The sequence below is a fragment of the Candidatus Krumholzibacteriia bacterium genome, assembly GCA_035268685.1.
Taxonomy (GTDB): Bacteria; Krumholzibacteriota; Krumholzibacteriia; order JAJRXK01; family JAJRXK01; genus JAJRXK01.
This window is the reverse complement of the sequence record DATFKK010000169.1, coordinates 1-5,391: the sequence shown is the minus strand read 5'-3', so window position 1 is coordinate 5,391 and position 5,391 is coordinate 1. Positions and strand designations below refer to the sequence as shown.

Genomic DNA, 5,391 nt, shown 5'->3' with positions numbered 1-5,391 from the left:
TCCGCTCCGCGATCGACGACCTCAGTCGAGTGCTCCTCCCCGAAGATCTCCTTCGACGGCTCCGGTCGGTCCGGTCTCTCGTGTTGGTCCTCGACTCCCCCTTGCAGGCGCTTCCCTTCGAGACTCTGACCTGGTCCAGGGACCCCGAGCCGATCACGCTTCTCGAGGGTGGTCCCGCCGTGACCTATTGCCCATCGGCTTCGGTCTTCCTGCGTCTGAGAGGTGAGAGTGAGCGATGGGACCGGCCCGTCGTGGTCGTGGCCGATCCGGCTTTCGAGGGTCGTCCATCAAGGGATGCTCGGCGCTCGGTCATGAACCAGCCGCTCCAACGACTGCCCGGCACGCGCGCCGAGGGGGAGCACATCCGCCGGTCGCTTCGCCAGGTCGAACTGTACGCCGGTGCGAGGGCGACGGAGTCGGTCGTGCGAGAGCGTGCTCCCGAGGCCGGCATCCTTCACCTGGCAACCCACGGTCTCGTCGCGCAGATCGGAGACCACGTCACCGCGAGCCTGGTACTGAGTCCTGGCGCGGGAACGAGCGCGGACGACGGATTTCTCGATCTGCACGAGATCGGATCTCTCCGTCTCGATTCGGACCTGGTGGTCCTTTCCGCCTGCGACACCCACCGGGGTCGCACCGTCGCCGGTGAGGGTGTTGTCGGACTTTCGCGTGAATTCCTCGCAGCAGGAGCCCGGCGGGTGGTCGCGACACTCTGGCCGGTCGGGGATCGATCGACCCAGGAACTCATGAAGTCGTTCTACGCTGAGATCGCGGAGAGCCTGAGCGCGGATCGCAGCCCGGATCTGGCCCACTGCCTCCGGGAGGCCAAACGCGCCCTGGCCGAGCGTCGCGGACCGCACGATCGTGCGCGCTGGGCGCCTTTCGTCCTGGTGGGGGTGCCGTGATCCCGGCCCGGGAGGCGCCGCCCGGCGGATACCGTGTCGTATCGGGATTCGAACGTCGCTTGTATGAGTGACGGGGTATCAGTGGCTGGAGGTCCTTCGTCCTCGTCGGAACGGAAAGGCTCGGGTCGAACGATCCTCGAGCGTCCGCCATGGGCCTCTCTCGCGAAGAGGCGTATCGCCTGTCCAGCCGCATCCGGGACGGTCTCGCAATGCGCGCGATCTGACGTCGAAAGTCTATCGAAGGGTCGGTCATGGTTCGCGGTGCTTGGATGGTCGGGTTGATTCTCGGCCTGCTTTTGTTTCCGCACGGGTCCGTACACGCGGCGCGATTGTCGAAAGGAAGCGTCACGAGGACTGCCTCGGGTGATGTAGCCGTCACAGAGTTGCCAACGATTCGCTTCGTCGCTCCGTCTTCGAGCGTGGTCCTCGCCCTCTACGGCGTCGATCGCTGCAGCGAATGCGGGCGTGATGGCGACATCCCTCCGGACGAACTGCGCAGTGCGACCATAGGAATCGTCGGCGTCCACCCCGAGGAGCCGCCCGCCGACATCAGCGCGGCCTACGACTATCCGATGCACACGCAACTCTTGAGTGCAGAAGTGAGTCGACGGAAGTCGGCGATCCAGATTCCGGGATGGATCGAGCTGGACCGTGAGCTTCAATCCTTCGCGTACACGATCGTCGCGAAAGACCTCGTCCCTGGTACGGAGTACTGGTTGATCGTCGATGGGAGGACCGAGGGCCTGGGCTTCGCGACGACGACCCTGGAGTACGTGCTCTGGGACGGTGACGAGGTGCTGGAACCGAGACTTCGATCCTGGCCGGATGCTTCGCTCGCAGATTCGGGTTTGACGTCGATCGTATCGACCGTTGCCGACTGGGATGCCGACGGATGGGATGATCCAGCGTACGCGGGATGGGACGGAAGCACGTGGACGTGGCTCGTCGACACCAATGGCATCGTTGACTCGTTCCCATGGACCTCGATGCCGAGCACCGCTCGACCGGTGATCGGCGATTTCGACGCTGATCAGATCCCCGACCGCGTCTGGTTCGACACCTCGAACGGGCAATGGGGGATCCTGCAGAGTTCCGACGGAACCGCGCCGGCCGGTTGGCCCGACGGTTCCTCGTTGCCGGTCTCGCCGGGGCTCGACCTGGTTCCCGTGATCGGTGATTGGGATGGAGACGGTGCTGACGACCTCGGTCTGTACTCTCGCGTGCAGGAGACCTGGTGGCTCTACGACGGTGCGTCTGCCGTTCCGAACCCGGCGTATCCCGATCCGGTGCCACAGAGTTCGGATCCGTTCGGCTTCGACTCCGTCCTGGTGCTCGACGACGACCTCGGACGCGACGTTCCCGCCGTCGTCGATACCCTCGGGCGCTTTCATCGACTGGGCGAGCCGGGATCCCAATCGATTCGATCAAGCGACTTCTACGGCACCGGTGACCTCGACACCGACGGCCGGCGCGACGCGATCGGCGTGTCCCACGACGGCACGACCGACTGGGTCCAGTGGTCGAAAGGGTCTGCTGACGGTGCGTCCTGGATCGACGACGAGACCTGGTACACCGCGAGCGATGTCGCGGACGTCGTTGTCGGTACGTTCGACGCCGACAGCCAGGCCGACATCGGCGTACTGACCGACGATGGACGCTTCTACCTTCTCCCGTCGAAGGTGACGACAGACTTCGACGATCCGCAGTTCGTGTCCGTACAGGCCGTCGCTCGCGACGACTCGGTGGTGGTCACGAGTCGACTCGTCCCTGGATCTCCCCTGGCGCAACTCGAAACGTTGATCGCTCCCAGCGGTATTCCGCCCGGTGACTCGTATGTCGTGCCCGACGGCGTGAATCCGAAAGGGCTCGGTACGATCGGAGAGGAAGCAGAGGTCGAGATCGCCGTGCCGCCCTCGGAGTTCACGGGAAACACCGCCGTGGACCTCTACCTGAGGATGTCGGCCGCCTCGTTGCAGACCGCGACGTCGGACATGGTTTCACTGATGACCGCCGCCGAGCGCCCGCGCTTCGCATCGGTCGTCGACCGGCCCGGTGAGGTCGAGCTCGAGGTCGACCTGGGAGACAACGCCCCCGGGACCGAGGTCCAGATCGTCGATCTGACCGACGGCTCGATCCTTGCCGGTCCCGGAGGCTCGAGCTGGTGGAGCCCGACGCATGGCAGCGTCGTCGTCGCCTCCGCGCGCGCTCCAGGCGTCGACGCGTGCTTCGGCCTTCGTGCACGCAACGCCGGCCTCGTCCAGACGCCCCTTGCCGACGAGACGTGCGCACGGGCGCCCGCGATGACCTACTGGAGTCTCGATCCGACGTCCGAAGGATCATCCCCTTCCTTCACGTACCATCCCGCCTTCACGAACGTCGCCGGAGAGCCGTCGATCGAGCTCTTCTTCGGGGACTTCGTCCAGGAGCTCGGAAGTGGGATCAGCCGTGTCGTCGAACCGTCCGCAAACGGGGGAGTCCGCGACGTGACGCCTACCGGCGCTCCTTTCGAGGCGCAGCGCGTGAGTTTCGGAGACTGGAACAGCGACTGGCGGCGCGATTGGTTCATCGCGAGTGCTGGTTACCAGGGGCCGCGGGTTCTCGTGGAGACGACGTCGGATACCCTGGTCGAGGTCGACGGTGCGTGGCCGGCCGAACTCGCGGATTGGAGTAGCAGTCTGAACGGCTGGGCTGACTTCGACGGAGACGGGACGCTGGACTTTCTCGCCACGAAGGGTGATTCGCTCTGTGTGGTTACCCGTGATCCAGCTGGTGTCGGAAGCGTCCTCTTGCGATCGAAGTACGACATCGGTTCGGGCAGCATCCGGTCGATCGACATCGCGGACCACGATGGCGACGGCGACCCGGATCTCCTCGTCGGACAGGAGTTCGGCGCGATCGTTCTCGAGAACGCCTTCTCGGACAACTTCGGGTTCTTCCAGGCCTCGCTCTGGGCGTACTCCGACCTGCCGTCGTTTGATCCCCGCAGCAACATCCACGATGAGTTCTATGCTTTCGAGCCGGTCGCGAAGTGGGCCCACCTCTGGTCGGATGAGCGCCCCGCTGTGGTCCTGGCCTGGGAGAACGCGGTGGAGATCTTCGCGAACGAGCCCGGCAGATACGTCTTTCTTCCGGAGCTGACGATCGGGGACGTCGCCCGCAGTCTTCCTTCGGGTGCCCCGGCGGGTACGCCGACCGACCTCGTCGTCGAGGACATGGACAACGACGGCCGTCGCGACATCGTGGTGAATCGCAGCGACGGAGGTGTCGCCGTGTACTTCGCCTACGACGACGGCAAGTATCGATTCACGAACGCTTGCGACGGATCGGAGCTCTGCGAGGAACTCGCGTCGTCCGAGATGGCCGTCGGCGATTTCGATCGCGACGGTTGGCTCGACGTGTTCCGGCAGATGGGTGGCGCATCGGGCCGGATCGCCGATCCGTTCGTCGACCGGCACTGGTTGCAGCTCGACCTGCGCGGCGATCCAGCGACCGGAAATGCGCTCGGCATCGGGGCGACAGTCGAACTGGTCGCCAATGGGCGCGTCCAACGTCGTCAGCACTGGATCACTGCGTCGAATGGCGTGCAATCGACCCCGTTCCTGCACTTCGGCCTCGGCGAAGCGGAAACCGTCGAGAGGCTCGAGGTCATCTGGCCGGGCGGGGAGAGTCAGAGTCTGATGTTCGACGTCCCCGTCGATCGCATCATGACTGTGTTCCAGGAGAACACGGCGGTAGGTGTGGATCCCGAACCGTCGGACGGTACCAAGGGCGTCTCGATCTCGAGCATTCGTCCGAGCCCGTTCCGGGCCTTCACGACGATCACTTTCTCCCTGGACCGCACCCGGACGGTGGAGGCCACGATTCATGACGCGCGCGGTCGCCGGGTCCGAAGTCTCGTCAGCGGTTCGCTCTCGGCAGGACGGCACACGATCGAGTGGGTCGGGCGGGACGATGGCGGGGCGCTCGTCGCTTCCGGTGTGTACTACCTGCGGGTCGATACCGGAGAACACATGGAAGTCAGGCGCCTCGTACGCTTCCGCTGACGTGAGTGGCGGACTCCGTTCGTCGGACGGTTCAGCGACTCTGCCAAGGCGGCTCGAGCGAATCTCCGCCTGGTGAGACCAGCCTTCGATGGAGACGGGCGCAAGGCCGTTGTTGACGGATCGAAGCAGGGCGCGCCGCGCCCGAAGCATCCGGAGTGCACTGCCCGCGAAGTGTACGAAGCCGCCACGCAAGCGCTGCAGACGGTCTGGACTCACGGCCACGACGACGTCCGGTTCCGCGAGAAGTGGGATCGATGACGCGGCAGCAGAGATGGTGTCGGCGGGTCGGGTCGCGGGACGCGGGCGAAGTCTTCCCGCGCGGAACATCCCCGACGAGACTTCCGGGATCCCGACTTCCGCGGCGGAAGTGGTCGCGCGGCATGGGCCACGAGCGACGACGTTCCGCCCACCGTTCGACACCCCGCCGGTCGTCACCCGACAGA

General features: G+C 65.3%; 2 protein-coding genes. Both read left to right on the top strand.

Annotated elements, in window-relative coordinates; all coding sequences use genetic code 11:
• Positions 1-29: 29 nt before the first annotated feature.
• On the top strand, positions 30-905 hold the full coding sequence (locus tag VKA86_15795) for a CHAT domain-containing protein (GenBank protein HKK72669.1): 876 nt from the start codon (positions 30-32) through the stop codon (positions 903-905).
• A gap of 383 nt (positions 906-1,288) precedes the next feature.
• The gene (locus VKA86_15790; protein HKK72668.1) at positions 1,289-4,948 is read left to right on the top strand and encodes an FG-GAP-like repeat-containing protein; all 3,660 of its coding nucleotides are present in this window, start codon (positions 1,289-1,291) and stop codon (positions 4,946-4,948) included.
• Positions 4,949-5,391 lie beyond the last annotated feature (443 nt).